The organism is Comamonadaceae bacterium M7527 (assembly GCA_021044545.1).
Lineage (GTDB): Bacteria > Pseudomonadota > Gammaproteobacteria > Burkholderiales > Burkholderiaceae_C > RS62.
Map to the genome: position 1 here is coordinate 1,249,819 of CP087990.1, position 14,952 is coordinate 1,264,770.

The 14,952-nt window shown below is 60.7% G+C and carries 16 protein-coding genes; all 16 read right to left on the minus strand.

What is annotated here, in order from left to right; genetic code table 11:
• Positions 1-7: 7 nt before the first annotated feature.
• The 16 genes from LN050_06020 to LN050_06095 all read right to left on the minus strand — a co-directional run bounded on the left by LN050_06020 (position 8) and on the right by LN050_06095 (position 14,866).
• On the minus strand, positions 8-391 hold the full coding sequence (locus LN050_06020; GenBank protein UFS55412.1) for a hypothetical protein: 384 nt from the start codon (positions 389-391) through the stop codon (positions 8-10).
• Between the two features lie 85 nt (positions 392-476).
• Positions 477-1,835, minus strand: coding sequence for an SPASM domain-containing protein (locus tag LN050_06025; protein ID UFS55413.1), 1,359 nt, complete (start codon positions 1,833-1,835; stop codon positions 477-479).
• Positions 1,832-2,440 (minus strand): 2OG-Fe(II) oxygenase, encoded by a 609-nt coding sequence (locus LN050_06030; protein UFS55414.1) that lies wholly within the window; start codon positions 2,438-2,440, stop codon positions 1,832-1,834. Before LN050_06030 ends, LN050_06025 begins: the two co-directional genes overlap by 4 nt.
• A complete protein-coding gene (locus LN050_06035; GenBank protein UFS55415.1) occupies positions 2,433-3,152 on the minus strand; it encodes a hypothetical protein in 720 nt (239 codons plus the stop codon). The genes LN050_06030 and LN050_06035 overlap by 8 nt, the downstream gene beginning before the upstream one ends.
• On the minus strand, positions 3,142-3,864 hold the full coding sequence (locus LN050_06040; protein ID UFS55416.1) for a hypothetical protein: 723 nt from the start codon (positions 3,862-3,864) through the stop codon (positions 3,142-3,144). The genes LN050_06035 and LN050_06040 overlap by 11 nt, the downstream gene beginning before the upstream one ends.
• Positions 3,865-4,127: 263 nt before the next feature.
• On the minus strand, positions 4,128-4,448 hold the full coding sequence (locus LN050_06045) for a hypothetical protein (protein UFS55417.1): 321 nt from the start codon (positions 4,446-4,448) through the stop codon (positions 4,128-4,130).
• Entirely contained in the window at positions 4,438-4,926 is a 489-nt protein-coding gene (locus LN050_06050; protein ID UFS55418.1) for a hypothetical protein, read from the minus strand. The genes LN050_06045 and LN050_06050 overlap by 11 nt, the downstream gene beginning before the upstream one ends.
• A 14-nt stretch (positions 4,927-4,940) precedes the next feature.
• Positions 4,941-5,894 carry a hypothetical protein gene (locus LN050_06055; GenBank protein ID UFS55419.1) on the minus strand — a complete coding sequence of 318 codons (954 nt, stop codon included), beginning with the start codon at positions 5,892-5,894 and terminating at the stop codon, positions 4,941-4,943.
• A gap of 40 nt (positions 5,895-5,934) precedes the next feature.
• A complete protein-coding gene (locus LN050_06060) occupies positions 5,935-6,969 on the minus strand; it encodes a hypothetical protein (GenBank protein UFS55420.1) in 1,035 nt (344 codons plus the stop codon).
• Positions 6,970-7,291: 322 nt separating this feature from the next.
• On the minus strand, positions 7,292-7,738 hold the full coding sequence (locus LN050_06065; GenBank protein ID UFS55421.1) for a hypothetical protein: 447 nt from the start codon (positions 7,736-7,738) through the stop codon (positions 7,292-7,294).
• Positions 7,739-7,780: 42 nt separating this feature from the next.
• A complete protein-coding gene (locus LN050_06070) occupies positions 7,781-11,326 on the minus strand; it encodes a phage tail protein (protein ID UFS55422.1) in 3,546 nt (1,181 codons plus the stop codon).
• A gap of 23 nt (positions 11,327-11,349) precedes the next feature.
• Entirely contained in the window at positions 11,350-11,946 is a 597-nt protein-coding gene (locus LN050_06075) for a tail assembly protein (protein ID UFS55423.1), read from the minus strand.
• 44 nt (positions 11,947-11,990) lie between these two features.
• Positions 11,991-12,716, minus strand: a complete 726-nt coding sequence (locus LN050_06080; protein ID UFS55424.1) for a C40 family peptidase — start codon at positions 12,714-12,716, stop codon at positions 11,991-11,993.
• 33 nt (positions 12,717-12,749) lie between these two features.
• A complete protein-coding gene (locus LN050_06085; protein ID UFS55425.1) occupies positions 12,750-13,469 on the minus strand; it encodes a phage minor tail protein L in 720 nt (239 codons plus the stop codon).
• Positions 13,469-13,804: a phage tail protein gene (locus LN050_06090; protein UFS55426.1), complete on the minus strand. Its 336-nt coding sequence runs from the start codon at positions 13,802-13,804 to the stop codon at positions 13,469-13,471. Before LN050_06090 ends, LN050_06085 begins: the two co-directional genes overlap by 1 nt.
• Complete coding sequence (locus LN050_06095; GenBank protein UFS55427.1) at positions 13,805-14,866, minus strand: hypothetical protein; 1,062 nt, start codon at positions 14,864-14,866, stop codon at positions 13,805-13,807.
• Positions 14,867-14,952 lie beyond the last annotated feature (86 nt).

The window sequence follows — 14,952 nt, forward strand, 5'->3', positions numbered from 1 at the left end:
TGCGGTTTCACAGCATCTCCTTCACGTCCTTGGCCACCTGGTCAATGGAGGCATCACGGCGCTGACCGATGAAGTTGAACACCCAGCGCACCATGGCCCAGCCAGGCAAGCCACAGGCGAACATGAGCCCGCCCAGGGCGCAGAGACCCACCGTAGAAAACGCCCAGTGGTGCAGGTGAAAATGCTCCACCGTGATGGCTCCGCCCCCAATGCTGGAGACCACCGTGCTGATGAGCCCCACGGCCCATTCGCGTTTGTCACGCGGTGGCGTCATGAGCATGACCACCACGGCGGCCAAAGTGGCCCCACTGGCCACCGCTGCAGCGGTGCCGCCAAAGGCCTTGTAGGCGACGGCCGCCCCTGCCACGCCAGAGCTTGTCGGTTCAGGCATACGTTTCTCCAAAGTGAAAAACCCGCTCTGACCGAAGCCAGGCGGGTAGAAGTTGGGTTGAGTGGTAAATTAACTGTGTTTAGACTCAGGCTGCGACAGTTCGGTCGTAGGCCAGGATCGGAATCACGCGTCTGGTACTTTGTTCCGGGACTCCATGGACTTGCCCGAAGATGTCTTTGCGGTCTTCACGGAAGTCGCCGTCGATGAAGTACGGAATGCAAGCCGTGAGGTACTCGAGGGCTGCAGCCAAAAACGGTACGTTGTCCGAATAGGCTGCATCGCAACCCGCGTCCCACAGCGGTCCTTGCAAGAACATGCATGAACCCTTGCACAGTTGCAGGACCGGGCAACTGGGGCAGTCGGTCCGGTGGCTCCAGTGCGTAGCGCTGCGCATCTTGACTGCCTGCAAATTGGACAAATGGCCAATTTGGTGGGGCTGGCCGTTGGGCGCAATAGCAGCTGCGCTGACGTTCTGGCAGGTGAGCACATTGCCATGCAGGTCCACCGCCAGGTTGTCCGGTTTGTCCATGCCGCACTTTTGGCCCAGAGACGATGCTGGGCGTGCAGTACGGATGGACTGCACAAAGTCCATGATGCGCTGCTGCGCTACCGACATGCGCGAAGCCAGGCCCTGGCGCAGTTCTTTGTAGGCCAAGGCCCTGAACCGCACATGGTCCTGCTGGGTTTGCAAGGTTGCCGCCAATCCGCCTTCGTCGTAGGGATCAATGAAAGCACCCTCCCCGATATTCACGTCCTGGCCAAACCGCTGCTGCAACCAGGCCTGAATCTGCGCTCGGCTTTGGTTGCCAGCATGGACCATGGCGTTGATGCTGATCCGGTCCCGAGGATGCAATCGGGCATACAGGTCCAAGATGGCGGCGTATTGCTCAGGGTCATTCAGCGGATCGGGTCCACGGGTCGACTGGCCCGGACCGTCGTGTGAAAAACCCACAGAAAACCCCATGCGGTCAAGCCACTCATTCTTATCCGTGTCCAGCAAGCTGCCGTTGGTGATGACGCTGAATTGAGCGTCCGGGTACAAGTCACGCAGACGTTCAGCCAGCGGCTTGAGCGTCTTCCAGTACACCAGGGGCTCACCGCCCCAGAACTCGATGCGCTCGGGTGGTTCAAGAAACGCATCGGTCAGCTGACTGATGAACGGCTCAATGTCATTCGGGTTACTCGCATCCGCATGCGGCACAAAGCGCTGGTTGCAGTAACTGCATTCGTAATTGCAAGACAGCCCGAGGCTGATCTTGAGGATGCGCACCTGGCCCTTGCGGCCAGGTTGGTTGACCGACACCACCGTGGCATCCCGGAAACTGCCGGGCTGAACAGGCACCACGGGTGTGCCGTCCTGCCAGGTCAGCGTGGACAACTGGTTGTCATAGTGCAGCAAGACTTTCCGGCCGTCTTGGCGCAAGGCGTGAATTTGAAACTTCATGAAAGGGCCTTTTGCGGCTCATGCAGCCGCGTTTTGAACACCAAGACAGGCCGCAGATCACGGCAGGCACGGGAGATGGGGTTGACGCCATGGCGGATGTGCCCAGCAAAGAAAACCACCCGAGCGGGCGCGGGCATGACCGAGCCCAGCAGGCGATCCTCCTGGTCGTAGAAAACTGTTTCTCCGCCCCACCCCGCTTGCCACTGCCGCACACCGTAGATCAACAGGGTCCTGTCCAGCGGGTGCTGGCTGTCGATGTGGACATTGCCTTCATTGCCGTGGGTGTTGGCATTGGCGTAGACGCCATGGCACTGGGTCATGACGGGCAGTAGCAGCGCCCGCATGCATGACCGCCAAACATCAGAGAGCACGCCCGCCTGCTGCTGAAGAAACTGTGGCGTGCAGCTGTAGTCCGATGCTTGGTTGATGGGCCAGTCCCGACCCAATAATTCGCGGTGCCAAATCGGAAATGGCTCCGGCTCGTTTTTGTTGGTGATGCGGTAGTAACGGTACTGAAGGTGCTGCAGCCAATCGACGAGCTCCTGCGTTACGCCCGGATCCAGAACGCCATCGGCGAATGAAACGGGACTGCGGGCGTCAAGCATGTCCTGCCTCCGGTTCTGCCACCGAGTGAAACTCGATGGCCAGGGTGTCGCGCGTCTGGGTGCGTAGCGGAAAGTAACCATGCGGCGTGCACAAAGGCATGGTTACAAGCAGGCCCGGCTGGGGCGTGATCGGGAAATGCACTGGTGTTTCCCAGGGCAACAGGGTTTCATTGACCCGTTTAGCCGGATTCCCAATGACCATACAACCCGGCGTTCGAACATTGGGGCTGTCGGTCGTTGGGTAATCGGATTGCAAGAACAACACCGTGTTGAGCCCCGCACGTGAGCTGGCAATGTGCTCAGCCACATGAAAGCCCGGCTGGCAGCGCATGATGTGGGCACTCAAACGGTAGCGGTATGTGCCCCAGATGGAATTCAGGTGCTTACGGACCACCGCCAGCACGTCATTCAGACCATCTGCCGGGGATACACCCCCCTGCAGCAAGTCATGGCTGCGGCACTGCCAGGCCTCGAGCCCCCAGCGGTGCTCGGCGTCTTCCCGCAGGATGGCCTTTGCCAGTCGTTCAAGCCTTTCCGGCGACAAGCCAGAGGGCTGGACGTACACGGTGCTGGGCCATAAAGAAAAAACCCAACGTTGGAGTGACGTTGGGTGATTTTTTGATGCATCGGCTGACGCGAACGGATGCGGACTGGCTTGTGTGGCCACCGCCATGATGGATGGCGGGGCATGCGCTGATGCATCAAATGACATGAATCACTCCTTGGGCCAGTGCGGTGACGGCCCCGAATCCAAATTGAAGGTGTAGGTTTTCTCCGGCAAGCAGCCCCAAGGCCAGAGCCCGAATTTGGGCCCTTCCTGCAACCATGCGGACGCGTTGGTGTGGGACATAACCCGAGACGGCGTGCACATGCAGCCAGGCATCGGCGGGCTCTGAAGCCCGGATTTCGAGCTCCACCCACTGGTCTGTAGCAACCTCTGACGGTGCTTGCACGGTGAGCTTGGGCATGCGTTCGTGCAGCCGGGTAATGGTGTGGGCATGCTGGGTCAATGCGTCACTTGGCTTGGCATAAGTTACGTACTCATCCACTTGTAGGTTGGTCCAAAGTGGTCCGCCTGGGTGAGCGTTGATGCGCAGCACCATCTGGGCGCTGAGCGGCGATTCATGCCATGGCACCAGACATGACCCGGCAACCAAGTGCATCTGACGCGCCTTGGTGAGCGGCAAAGACAAGGCGGTAAAGCCCTCGCTGTCTACCCGGCTGCTGCGGGTGAGCACATGGCGGTTGAAGGGTGTCATGAAACGCCAGGTATCTGTGCACAGCACAAACATCCAGGCTGCCCAATCACTCAGGTGCTCCCCATACATGCGGGGCTTGGCGCGCATGGCCTGTGGGTCCAGGGCGATTTCATCGACCAGGCCCCACCGAACACCATCAATGGTCTCGGTGTGACCGGATGGCATGTCCAGTCTGACTGGCAAGATATAGGGACTGGGCTGGCCGCGTCTGAACAATGAGTGCGCTTTGGGAATTGAGACGCCCGAAGGATGGACCCGGTACTGCTTTTGGGTCACCCTGCCGACCAGGGAATCTGACCAGAGCGTCTCCAATGGCTCCCACAGCCGCCAGGTCAGGCGATCCGTTTCAGCCAGGACCTCCACGGTCAGCGGTTGTGTGAACTCATCGACCCGCTGCACGAAGCGGGCACGGACTATTCCAGCACCGCTCACACCCGCACCTCCAGCTCTTCGACACCGCTGAACCACTTGAACCCGAGCTTGATCTTGGCCAGGGCTCCAACGTCTGCGCCAAAGAGCGTGACAAGGGCTTGCCCTTGTTCCAGGGTTGGTCGGCTGTTGCTCAAAGCCCCAGCCGTGGTGCTCAGTAGCACCTGCCCGGACGCCGGGAGCACTACCCCCTGGTCATTGACCGCCGTGATGCGGATGCGCCGGGGATCACCACTTTCATCGACCAAACGAAACGAGGGAAACGCCAGAGCCATGGCAACCGAATTGCTTTCCCACTCTTGGTCAAACTCAAAACCCATCACCTCGGTTTGACCCGCTTGGGGAGAGAGAGCACATGAGCACCAGCGAAGGCTCCAAGGCCAAGGGTGGAATCCAAAGCTGGGCCAAGACCAGCATGGGCTGCTGGTTCCAGTACTGCCGAAAGCCCTCTTTGGACAAAGCGGTCTGTGCGAATTTGTTGATCCAAACGGGCTCGCTCTGTCCTTGGCGCAAGGCAAAGAGCCAGACGGTGTAGGCGTTGCCTGGGTCTCCGGCCAACTGTTGTATGTCAGCTTGCCCCAGGGCATGAATGAATGCGCTTTGGTGGCCTGACAGGGTGGGCTGCGCAGATTCGTCAATGACACGACCGGACTCATCTAGCGCCAACTCGTAGGCTGGCAGCAGATGCTCGATGTAGAAATCACCATCGATCAGTTCGATGCGGGTTTTGTTGGTGCTTTGCGCGTTGTTGGTACTCGCTGGACTTTGCCAGGGATAGGGCATGCGGATGGTTTTCATGGACAAGCTCCACATCAGCAGCCGCAGCAATTGCAATTGCAATTGCAATCACAGTTGGTGAAATACTTGACCGAACGCAGCCGGATCTGGCCGCCCTCATCAATCAGTTCATGAATACGACCAGAGTTGATGTTGCCGCTGCCGTAGCAATTGATGGCTACATCACCCGTGCCGGGTTGGCTTGCGCAGTTGGCGGTTGACCTGAAGAAATAGTCGTGCAGCCAGCCGTAGTTGGAGGTCCACATGGAGCCGCCGTTGTTCATGTACATGTCCCAGTTACCGTCGGTTCTCAAGAACCCCATCAGGTTGCTGTTGACATGCAGGTAGCGGGTACTTCCCTGGTCTGTGTCGTAAAAGTCGATCGTGGGCGAGGTGCTCTGTACGGTCTGGCTGGGTAGCGTCAGGCGACCGCTCATGCTGTCGCCCGTGCGGGCTACGCGCCCAGACAAATCAATGCTGACCGTGGCGTTGCCGTTCGCGTCCGGGCCTCCGCCGTTGACCGAGCGGACAAAGGCAGAGGCGTCGTAGCCGTCCAGTCGGTCTGCGTCCGTCGCCTTGGCGCTGATGCCTAGATAGGCCGAGTTGTGATTGTGCGATGCCGATGCGAATGAGCTGGCGTGCTGGCCGTCGAGCAGGTCGGCATCGAGCCCGGAGCCAGTGCCATCCACTGTAAGCAGCTTGGCGAGCACATCGGCAGCGGTGTACGCAGCAGCATTGAGCTTGGCCGCAAACTGGGCGTCGATCCCACTGGCCAAGTCCATGATGAAGCGCCAGTTGTCCGGGTTGGTGCCGATCAGCTGGTAAAGCTTGAGCTGGTCCGTGCGGTAGCACAGCATGCCCACTTGCTGGTTGGTCGTCGGAAATGTGGTGCCACTGTTGCAGGAGATCGCCGTCTTGTCGTTGTTCAGGATCTCAATCAGCGAGTCAGACAGTGTGCGCGACGACGGTATGTCGGTGAAGTTTTGCATGGTGAATGGGTGGGCAAATGACTGAGGTACATGGGAGCTGTCAGTACCCCTGAGCGATCCAGGTAAAGGTGCCGGTCACGCGAGTGCCAGAGGTGTTTTCTAAAACTGCTGTGAAGCCAGTTCGGGTGACCGCACTGGCCAGGCGCGGGATGGCGACGACCGTGCCGCCCTTATGGGTCATGGTCACCTCGGGCGGCACCCTAAAAATTCGGGCAAAGCCAATCACGGCACCTGCCAGCGCATCGGTGATCTGCACAGTGCCCCGGTCAAAGACATCGGGCACGTCCACGGTCACACGAAGCGCATCAATGAAGCCCCGGTCGGAGTTTCTGGACTTCAAGATGGCCCGAAACAAGGCACGCTGGTAGGTGTAGTCACCCTGAATGAAGTCCCGGAAATCCGTGTAGCCCGGGGGATGGCCCGCCTCCACAATGCTTGCAAAGTCCGCCTCGGTGATCTCGGTGCTGGCCACGATCATGTCGCTGATCACGCCGTTGGCGTGGCGGCGATACTGCTCAGCGAGCGCCAGGGCTTCATTAGCCCTGAGGCGCATCGCCCGGCTCAGGGCATCCGAGACACCCAGCCCTTCTTGCAGGAGCCGTCTGTACGCCACTGTGCGGCCCAAGGTTTCGGCAAACGCCATTGCCTCGGCCACCTGCTTGACGGATTGGCGACTGAACTGATCGCTCGTGGTGAATGCCTCAGCGACTGGCTTTTGAAGCCGCCTGGAGGCCTGATCGCTCACAGCCAAACCCTCGCTGATGCGCAGGATGAAGGCGATCAGGTCGTAATAAGTTTCGGCAAAGTTCAGCGCTTCGGAGACCTGTTTTCTGAAACCTTGATCCAGGCCATCGGTCAAAGCCACCTTTTCAGTGAATGCTTTGGCAGATACCCGCGCGGATACCGATGACACCTGCAGGTTCTCAGCATGCTTTTGGCGCATCTGCCGCGACAGGCCTTCGGTGACAGGCAAGCCTTCTTGCAGGGCTTTGGCAACCGAGCGGGCCAAGCCATCCAGCGTTTGGAGGTTTTCTTGAACGGACTTGCGGCCGGAATTGGAAACGCCATCTGCCACCCCAGCGACTCAACCCAGCGCAGGACATAGGCAATCAGGTCGTAGTAGGTGTCGGCAAACCTGAGTGCCTCCGTCTTTTGCAGCGTAGCTTGATGCCGACGGGTTTCTGCGAATGACAAAGTTTCAGTCAGGCGTTTGCCATGTTGACGGCCTGAAGCCTCAACCCAAGCAAGTGTGGCAGCCACTGCGACCACATAGACAGCGGGGTAAGCCGTGAGCCAGGACTTGCCTGCACTGGCACTGGCCCAAGTGAAACTGGCATTGGCCCAGGTGTAGCGCGGCCCTTGGGACTCGCCTACGGTGACCGTCTCGGCCATGATGATCAGCTCATGGTGAAGGTGAACACTGCCGTCAGGCTGTCGTCCGCCCCCTTGTTCACCACCGGGAACACCACCCTGTCGAGCATGATGCCGCCCGATGCGGCATTGAACACCCCAGCTTCCGTGATTGCCCCCGTGCCGTCACCTGCAGGGAAGTCGGCCGTGAAGCTGAAGGCTTTGGTGCCAGTAGTGTGGGCATAGGTGGCGGCGTTTCGGTCGAGCTCGAAGACCAGGGCCAACTGGCTGGCCGCAGCCGCAGTGGTGCCCGTGCCCAGGGCGATGAAACCCATGACCGAGGGACGACTGGCGGATTTGCCGATGGCGTCGGCGATGAAATCAAAACCCACGTTCACGATGATGTTGTCTTTGTGAACGGTTTCGACGTCACCACTGGCGCGGCGAACAATGAGGGTCATCGCCCCCTGCAATTGCATGGTTTCGTCAATCATGTGATGCCTTAAAAGTGAATTGCTAAAAAAATCAGCGCCTGCTCAGTGCAGCCGCAAACTGCTGAACGCACCCACGGGCTCAAATCGTGCGCTGGCCGACTGGACACTGCCGCCCATCCTGGCGACAAAGAGGCGGCGCTCGGTGCTGGTCTGGCACACCCCCAGGCAGATCCGATCGGATGCTTCCAGTCCAAATGCGAGCGTGACGCGCCTGGACAAATGGTCTTCCAGGAAGAAGTCTTGCGTTTGGGCGTCATAGCCCAGCAGCAAAGCGCCGACTGGCCCTGTTGCTTTCCAGATCACGCAAGTCGTGACCTCTTGGGGGATGAACCAGAACGAGGTGTGGAACACCTGCGGCATGTTCACAGTCCAGGCCACCTGAGTGGTGTCTTTGACCATGAGCCCCATGCCATAGCGGCCATCGCCGTAACTCACGCCCGCCGACTGGCTCGTCACTGCATTGCCAATGCCCATCACCGAGCCGCTGAGCCGCCATCCGTAGAGCTCGCCCGGGTGCAGCACATCCTCTCGCGCCATCTGAAACCGCGCATCCACGTTGGCGATGGCGCCGTCGTAGGTCCACTGCCGCCGGGCGGCGTCACCGCTCCAGACAAAGTTGGCTTCCTGCCAGGTGGTGCGGTCATCGACCGAAGCGCCCAGGCTGCTGAGCAAGGTGTTCTGTGCCCGGATGGGCGAGACCAGATCCAACTCGAACAGGTATTCGGCCACTTGCGCGCCGGTGTTCATGCGCAGCACGTTTTTGCCATTGACCGTGACCACCGAGGCGAAGTGCTTGGTGCCAGCAAAGCCCCCTGCTTGTTCGTCGCGCTCGAGGATCAGGTTGGCGTTTTGCGGCTGGGCCACCACGGTCGAGACGAAGGTGGGCGTGTCGCTGTAGATGCCGGGCGAGGCGATCGCCTTGATCCAGAACTTGCGCTCGCCATCAAAACCCGAGGGCAGCGTGTAGCTGGTGGACTTGACCTCGGCCACAAACAGCGATGCATCCCATGCCGCCCCTTCTCGCAGCTCGTAGCCCACCACCTCGGGCTCTGGGTTGGGTTGCCAGCGAAACTCCAGCCGGTTGGCCGACTGCACGACATCGAACTGGCGCACCGTGGCCGGGGCCAGCAAGGTCAACACAAAGGTGGTGACGCGCGCGCTGTATTGGCCCGAGGTGTCATAAGCTCGGATGTGGTACGGGTACTGCCCTGCCGCATCCTGGTCGTGGACCATCTGGGTGCCCGAGGTCTTGGCGACCAGTAGGGCGCCGTCCCAGCCGGGCCCGACCCGCACCTCGTAGCCCGCCAGATCGGCATCAGGCAGTTCGTCCCAGCTCAGCAGCAGATCGGACATGCGCCGCTGCACGGTAAAGCCGGTCACATCCGACGGAGGCAGTGTCTTGCCCAGCACCGTAGCGCTGAGTGTGGCGGACACACTTTCTTTACGGGTGATGCCGATGGCCCTTAAGCTGAACTCGTACTCACCTTCCTGCGCATCGCGGATTTCTGCGTAATTGGCGCTCACCAGCGGCAGGCTCACGAAATTGCCACCGCCCACCCGGTAAGCAAGCCGGTAAGCAATGGCACTAGGCACCTCAGCCCAGGACAGTTGCACCAGCACCTGCGCTCGGTCTTTGACTCGGTACAGGCTCTCTTGCATGCTGAGGGCTGTGGGGGCGGCAGGCATGTCCGACAGCACCGTGATGGCGCGCGGCTGCAGCGCCAGGCCCTCTTCAATGGCCGCGTACTTGCCCGGGTTGTGGGCCAGAGCCGTGACTTCATGCACACCGGGCTCGCGCTCGGCCACTGACACCACCCGAAACAGTTGCGGCTCGATGATGGAAGAAGCCAGTACCCAGATGGCATCGGTTTGCGGTGCCATGCTGAAGGGAATGGTGACCGTGAGGGTTCGCCGAGCGTGTGCATCACCGCTGGACGCAGCGAATGTCGCTCCGACCAGGCGTTCTTCTACACTGCCATTGGGCAAGATCACCGAAAGCCGCCAAGGTAAATCGGCAGGCAAATCCTGGTCCAGGGTAACGCTGGTGCTGGTAGCTGCTGCGACGCGCCCCCCGAGGCGCATGCCGCCCCGACTTGGATCGGCCACCTGGATGACATCGCCCGGGCGCACCACCGCACCTTCCAGCCCCGTGCGGAAAGTGATGATTTCTGATTCGGACTGCTCGGAGTACAGCAGCCACTTGCCCACCCGGTTGGCCTGCCCGCGCGAAGTGCAGCCCATGGCCACCACATCGGCTTGCACCACGCCGTAGCGCGCGATGCCCGCGACGTCCTCAACGTATTCCACCTTCTGTCTGTAAAAATCCTCCGGATCCACCCAGCTGACCAGGGCCACGGTGTGCCGGGCTTTGGCGGACGAGCCCTGGTAGGCGAACTCACCGTCGATGACGTTGGCAGCGGTGAACTGGTAGACCGGGTCTTGGGGTGCATCTTGCGTGACGGTAATGGCCCCACCCGACCAATAGGCCATGCCCCGAAAGACCGAAGCCATGTCCTGCACCACCTTGTAGGCCTGCTCGCGGGTTTGCAGGTAGAGGTTGCAGGTGAAGCGGGGCTCGCGCCCACCCAGGCCATCGGGCACGAGTTCGTCACAGTAACGGGCCACCCGGTACAGCGCCCACTTGTCAACCTGAGACTCAGGGATGAAATGCCCCAAGCCATAGCGGGTGTTGGTGACCAGGTCGTAAAAACACCAAGCCGGGTTGTCGGTCCAGGCCACCTTGAAGGTGCCGTCCCAGACACCTGCGTATGAACGGGACTCGGTGTCGTAGTTGGACGGCACCCGCACACGCAGGAGTTTGAGCTCATAGCTGCGCCGGGGGATGGCGTTGAACTGCGAGGCGTCCACCCGCAAGGCCATCAGGGCGCTGTTGGGGTAGCGCAGCTTGCTTTCGATGACCTCGGTGTACGAGTCCAGAAAGGTCTTGTTTTGCAGGCTGCTCTGGGTCGCGTCCTCGGTCAGCCTGCGAAGGCGGACCTCCCAAGGACCTGCGCCGGACAGTGGCAAGTAGTAACTGCGTTGGTAGCGCGAAGTGGTCTTGCCAGAAACCGTGTCGGTGAGCACCTGCACAAAACCAGCACCCGCTGACTGCAAGTCGATCGCATAGCTGACCGATGTGCCGTTCAAGTCGCCGTTGGTCGTGTCCTGCAAGGTGAGCGCGGGCATGCTCACTTTAAGGCGCACAGCGTCCACGTCGGGGTCGTTGATGGCGCGCACCACCGGCTGGGCGAACTTGCATTCCACGCCGACCGAGACTTCGTTCTCTACCGAGGCAAAACCCGGGATGTAGCCCTGCTGCTGGGTGCCGGGGCGACTTTCAAGCGTCACCCCAGAAAAGTTGTAACTGCCATCGGCATTCTGAATCGGCGTGTCGTCCAGAAAGACCGACTGCAGACCCTGCACCAGGCCTTCGATTTCTCCTTCGCACACCAAATCGACCACACGGGCGTAGGCTTTGGAGCGCAGGCTGTCGGCTGCTTCCTGGGCCACACGGGCGCTACCGCCGCCCGACTTGCCCCCACCACCTGCGCCGATGATCAAAGGATTTGAAGCTGGCATCAGATTCATGCAGTGATCTCATCGACAGGCATTTAAAGGACAGGGATTTCATCGACATCGATGCCCGCGCTGATCACGGCCGAACCCACGATCATGCGGCCGTAGCCCACGGGCACGGGATGGCCTTGAGCAGTGGTGTTCACGGCCCCGTTAAACACATAACTGGGACGGTTTTCTGGGCGCTCGGACGGATCGGCGGCTTTGGCGGTGGGCGCAATCATCTGGGCCACACCGCCCAGAATCATGGATGTGCCGACCGAATACAGGGTGGCTTGAGACAAGAATGAGCCAGCGGCTGCCCAGCCCATCGGGTTCCACCACGACACAGCAATCAAAGCTGCGCCGAGCAGGATCTGACCTAGACCGTTGCCGCCCGCTCCCGAGACCACAGGCGCGATGGTGATGCGCTGCTGGCCGGTGGGCTCATGCAAGCGATCGAGTGCCAGGGCGTCCCGCCCAGCCAGCACCCGGTAGCCCACGCCCCGCTCGCCAGAGGACACCAACTCGCGCTCAAACTGCGGAAAATTCGCGCACAGGGCCCGTACAGCCTCGGCGGCCGAAGCCACTGCCATCTGATGGCGACGCCCAAAGCGCCTGCCCAATTCACCGAGAAGAAGGATCGTGGCCATGGCAAGACTCGTGCTGCAAGCTTTAAGAGCGGTAAAGAAAACGGCTAAAGATGTCGGTGAAGGTCTGGATGCCGCAGCGCGTGGGTGGTGACCTTTTGCCAGTAGCCCCCGTACACGTCGCGACTCGATAGCCTGCCTTGCAGGTGATGCAGGATCAGCCCGTCGCCCAGATACACCGCCGCATGGTTGGGCACCGTGGAGACGACCTGCATCAAGAGCACATCCCCCACCTTCAGATCTGTCCGATCCGTCAGATCCGTGACCTCAAACCCGGCGGATCCAAAGTTGTCCAGGTACAGGTTCAAACCGCGCTTCCACCACTCGTCAAAGCGCTCAAAATTGGGCAGATCAATGCCACGCTCCTGGGCGTACCAATCTCGCACCAGGGCGTAGCAGTCGAGCACCCCATGCGCCCATTGACGGCCTACCAAGGGAGCGACATAGCCCTCAGGATTGATCTGCGCCCACTGACCGGCGGGGAACGACACGATGGACCAGGGCAGCCCTGTGGCTTCGCAAGCCACACGGTCGGCCTGACTGGGCTCAGGGGGCAAGTTCGGGTGGGAATGGAACACCCCAACGATTTCGCCTTGGCGGTCAGCCGCCACATAGTCTTCGGGGTGGATCACGAACTGGTCAGTGCCCACACCGATGTTGCGGCAAGGGCAATAGACTTCGCGGCCCTTTTGAATGACCAGCAGCCCGCAGGCTTCACGAGGAAACTCTTTGGCGGCGTGGGCCAAGGCCAGAGATTGATTGACTTCGTTCATGTATTGATTCCGTTCATGGATGGACGGCATTCATCACCGGAACAAGCCCGCCGCCGGAAAACCCCCGAATGGCAACTCGGCATGGGCACCAAAGCGCCTCTGGCAAGAGGCCAGGCGTTTGCCACAGGCGTCTTGCGCCTTGCTGCTCACCACCTCGTCATTCCCATTGAAATACGCACTGCCCGTGTAGCCGCACTCGGCACCCCGGTAGGACCAAGGGCAGACGTTTTGCACGATCTGACGGCGTGGCAAGCTGACGCCTTCGAGGTCAAAGGACGCGGCCAACTCGAACTCGACCACCTCGCGCGTTTCACGCGACTTGCGGTCAACGCAGTAAACGTCGTCGGCGAATTCGGCCAAGGGGTCTGCTGTGGGGTTCACGCCGCCCGCAAAATTGACCGCATCGAGGTACTTGGCCAGGGTCCGTTTGCGAGTAATCGTGGCACCCACCAGGTCCTGGTAGCTCAGCACGAGCGCGGTGATCGAGCCCGTGACATTGGCCACCCGCAGCCGGGGTCGCGGCACCTGACCGCCGCCATTGAACTCAAAGCCCTCAACCTGGATCGGAAACGCTTCATAGGCGTGGCCTTGCCAAACCACGCGCTGCACGAGGGCGTTGGTGCCCGCATGAAACCTCACTGGCCCCTGGCCAAAGAGCGACAGGTCCAGCACAAAGAGCTCGATCACGGCGCTGGGGGCAAGTTTCTGGATTTCTGAGGTGATCGGTGGGGAAGTCTTGACTTGTTCGGTCATCACAGATCAAACACCTGTTTGAATGTGGCCCGCACAGTCTCGACGTCGGGCTCATCCACCGAGCGGCTCCACTCCTCACAAGTAAACTTGGCAGCAGTGCCTGCCGGGGTGGTCCACTCAAAAGCCTGCACACCCCCGCGAGCACGCAAGAAATCGTCGATCGCTCCGGCATCCTGTCTGGTCCGCCCACGAAACTCCAGCGTCCAGACCTCGGCTTGGGTGTGGATGCCAAAGGCCAGGCGCTGCTCATACCCATCGCCAAATGCCACCCGGCGCACATTGGGCCGCATGGCCAGACTGGCACCCAGCGATGGAATCCATGTGAACACCGCCATTTACAAAGCCCTCCTGCTGTCGAGCAAGCCACCGGCCCGCTTTTGAGCCAGCAGCTCCTGGCGCACCGCGTTGGCCACCGCCTGGCCCAGGTCACGACCGCCTGCGTTGTCGCCTCGCGCTGCTGCGCCAGCATCACTGACACTCACAGAAATGTTGAACACATGGCCTGCGCCCATGGGGCTAGCAGCACCACCGCTCATGGTCACGGGAATGGTCCGCCCATCGGGCAGCGGCACATAGGCCTCTGGCCGCGAGCCTTCGCCAAACACCGCCAGTTGCGGCGAATTGGCGATCCCGCCGCTGGCGTAGCCCCGCAGCGGTAATGGCCCCTCTGACGTCATGACCCCGCCATCGGCAAAGCCAAAGAAACTGCTCATGGCTTTGGCCAGGGGCAGCGTGATGGCGCGCTGGATCTGGATGCGGATCAGGTCCGAGATGATTGAATTGGCCAGCGACCTGAAGTCGAGCTTGCCCGTCATCACAAAGCCCACCAGCGCATCGGTCATGCCGTTGAAGGCGCGGATTGTTGCCGCTTCCATCTGCTTGCCGATTTGCTCAGCTTCTTTGGCCACTGCGCGCAGGCCCTTGGCAAATCCGGCTTCGGGATCCGAGAGTTCCTTGGCCCGCTGCGTCAACAGCTGAGCACCATCTGCCGCTTGGCGGGCGGCTTCCTCGATTTTGCGAAGGGCTTCGGCGAGTTTTTCATTACCGGGGGCGGCGTCTGCCAAGGCACGCGCCTGCTCGGCCAGTGTGGCCAGCTGGTTCGCACTTTCCTGACGTGCTTCGCCCAAGCGACGCAGCGAGTCCAGCTCGCTGATGGCGCCGGTATCGCGCAGGGTTTTGATCTGCTCTTCGCTGGCACGCAACTGAGCCTGACCGCGCGAGGCTTGCTCTTGCAGGTCTTTGAGCGATTCGCCCGGCAGCCGGATCTGGCGCTCCAGGTCGGACTGCTGGGCATCGCGCTCGAGCTTTTGGCGTTTGAGGGCAATCTCCAGGAGCTTGTCCTCGAGCTTGAGTTTGTCCTGGCTGGTTTTAGCGACCGTGTCGAGACCTTTGCGCAAAACAGCTTCCTCATCCGAGGACAAGGCAGAGAGCTTTTGCGTGAAGTCTTGCTGCGCAGCCAGGCGAGCGTCACTGGCCTCCTTGA

Excerpts from the sequence above, each read along its gene's own strand:
- LN050_06020 (UFS55412.1), bottom strand. The coding sequence starts at position 391 with ATGCCTGAACCGACAAGCTCTGGCGTGGCAGGGGCGGCCGTCGCCTAC.
- LN050_06025 (UFS55413.1), bottom strand. The coding sequence starts at position 1,835 with ATGAAGTTTCAAATTCACGCCTTGCGCCAAGACGGCCGGAAAGTCTTG.
- LN050_06030 (UFS55414.1), bottom strand. The coding sequence starts at position 2,440 with ATGCTTGACGCCCGCAGTCCCGTTTCATTCGCCGATGGCGTTCTGGAT.
- LN050_06035 (UFS55415.1), bottom strand. The coding sequence starts at position 3,152 with ATGTCATTTGATGCATCAGCGCATGCCCCGCCATCCATCATGGCGGTG.
- LN050_06040 (UFS55416.1), bottom strand. The coding sequence starts at position 3,864 with ATGCCATCCGGTCACACCGAGACCATTGATGGTGTTCGGTGGGGCCTG.
- LN050_06045 (UFS55417.1), bottom strand. The coding sequence starts at position 4,448 with ATGGGTTTTGAGTTTGACCAAGAGTGGGAAAGCAATTCGGTTGCCATG.
- LN050_06050 (UFS55418.1), bottom strand. The coding sequence starts at position 4,926 with ATGAAAACCATCCGCATGCCCTATCCCTGGCAAAGTCCAGCGAGTACC.
- LN050_06055 (UFS55419.1), bottom strand. The coding sequence starts at position 5,894 with ATGCAAAACTTCACCGACATACCGTCGTCGCGCACACTGTCTGACTCG.
- LN050_06065 (UFS55421.1), bottom strand. The coding sequence starts at position 7,738 with ATGATTGACGAAACCATGCAATTGCAGGGGGCGATGACCCTCATTGTT.
- LN050_06070 (UFS55422.1), bottom strand. The coding sequence starts at position 11,326 with ATGAATCTGATGCCAGCTTCAAATCCTTTGATCATCGGCGCAGGTGGT.
- LN050_06075 (UFS55423.1), bottom strand. The coding sequence starts at position 11,946 with ATGGCCACGATCCTTCTTCTCGGTGAATTGGGCAGGCGCTTTGGGCGT.
- LN050_06080 (UFS55424.1), bottom strand. The coding sequence starts at position 12,716 with ATGAACGAAGTCAATCAATCTCTGGCCTTGGCCCACGCCGCCAAAGAG.
- LN050_06085 (UFS55425.1), bottom strand. The coding sequence starts at position 13,469 with ATGACCGAACAAGTCAAGACTTCCCCACCGATCACCTCAGAAATCCAG.
- LN050_06090 (UFS55426.1), bottom strand. The coding sequence starts at position 13,804 with ATGGCGGTGTTCACATGGATTCCATCGCTGGGTGCCAGTCTGGCCATG.